We start from the raw sequence: 1,537 nt of genomic DNA, 5'->3' as shown, positions 1-1,537 counted from the left end.
CCGCGCCGAGCAGCTTTTCAAAGCTGCCGAGCGCGAAGCCGCCATCACCCTCCCTCCCGAGAATTTCCGGCTGGCCTCGACCCTTGACGGTCTAGGCCTCGTGTATGCCGCCCAGGGACGCCTCGACGAGGCAAATGCCGTTCTCGAACGCGCACTCGAGATGAAAGAAAAAGTGCTGGGACCCCACACCCGGGAAGTGCCTGAGACGGTCCTCAACATCGCCGACCTCCGGTTTGCTCAGGGACAGTACGACAAAGTCGAGCGGCTCTACCGGCATGCCCTGTTGATTCTGGTGCGCGACCAGACCGACATCGGCGTCACGCGCGCGCTCAACGGCCTCGCGCGCTATTACCGCCTGCAGGGCGACGCCGTCCGCGCTGAATCGCTCCTCGAACGCGCCCGCAAGATTCATATCGAGGCGCGGCGCCGCAACCATCCCGCGATGGCCGATACGCTGGTAGAGCTTGCGCGCCTGTATGCCTTCGAAGGCCGCGACGCCGAGAGCATTCCTCTCTATGACAAAGCCTGCGCCATCCGCGCCGGGAACCTGGGCATGCACCATCCCGAGACCGCCGCTTGTTACGAAGAATTCGCCCAGGCCCTGCACCGCCTGAACCGGCTCGCCGAAGCGGAGGAATTGCAGGAACGCTCCAAGGACATCCGGGCCCGCCACACCGAGCTCGAGGAACAGTACGCAAGCGAACAGGCCCCGCTCCTGTAATCCAGCCCCTCGGGGGAAGATTCAGAAGACGCCCCAACCCTTGCGCCAGCAAGACGTCGCGCGCCTCGCCATCTTAACGGTATGGCGAGACACTCCGAGCGCGCTCGCGGCCGCGAAACGCGTCGTGTCCCCGAGGGCTTACCGCCGCCGTCCTGTCCGGCGCCGTGGCCGCGGCATCGCCGCCGCTGGACAGAACGCCCGCGCACGCGCGCCCCTGGCGCTCCCCCAGCGCCCCTCTCTAGAACTCGTCTTCCTCTTCCTCTTCGTCTTCATCGGTCGGTCCCAGGTTAGCCACATCCTGTCCCGCGATCTCCAGAACCTCTTCAGCCGCGAAAATGGGGCATCCGACGCGGGTCGCTATCGCGATACCGTCGCTTGGCCTTGAGTCAATACGCAGCACCTGCTCGACTTGCCCGTCAAGGGACTGCTGCTCGACGTTGAGGTGGGCGTAGAAGGTCTCGTTTTCCAGTTTGTATATGGTCACAGACTTCAGCTCACCGCGAAGCCCCGCCAACACGTTGCAGATCAGGTCATGCGTCATAGGACGCCCCAAATCCTGGTGAGTCATGCCCGTATGGATCGCCTGCGCTTCCGCCCGGCCGACAACAATGGGAAGAACACGGTCCCCATGGCGCAAAAGCACAACCGGCGGGTGATGCTCTTCGCTGAAGCTCACCCCGAGTATATCCATTTCAAGCATGGCGACCTCCTTTTCGCTTACTTTATATCAGATGCAGGCCCGGAAGAGTATATCTAATCCGACTGATGACCCCGGATCGAGTGTAAGCGCCCCCGGAAACCCTGTCAACGACTCAC

General features: G+C 62.9%; 2 protein-coding genes. One reads left to right on the top strand and one right to left on the bottom strand.

Features of this window, described 5'->3' with window-relative positions; all coding sequences use genetic code 11:
- Positions 1 to 721, top strand: a 721-nt coding sequence (locus tag PLJ71_21785; GenBank protein ID HQM51321.1) for a tetratricopeptide repeat protein, incomplete at its 5' end; no start/stop codon positions are given.
- A gap of 238 nt (positions 722 to 959) precedes the next feature.
- Here the strand turns inward: PLJ71_21785 and PLJ71_21780 are convergent.
- Entirely contained in the window at positions 960 to 1,421 is a 462-nt protein-coding gene (locus tag PLJ71_21780; GenBank protein ID HQM51320.1) for a bifunctional nuclease family protein, read from the bottom strand.
- Between the last annotated feature and the right edge of the window lie 116 nt (positions 1,422 to 1,537).

Source organism: Candidatus Hydrogenedentota bacterium, from assembly GCA_035416745.1.
Taxonomy (GTDB): domain Bacteria; phylum Hydrogenedentota; class Hydrogenedentia; order Hydrogenedentales; family SLHB01; genus UBA2224.
Note: the sequence above shows the minus strand (reverse complement) of the source record. Positions and strands in the feature narration are given on the sequence as shown.

Coding starts and splice junctions, on each gene's coding strand:
- PLJ71_21780 (HQM51320.1), bottom strand. CDS start 1,421: ATGCTTGAAATGGATATACTCGGGGTGAGCTTCAGCGAAGAGCATCAC.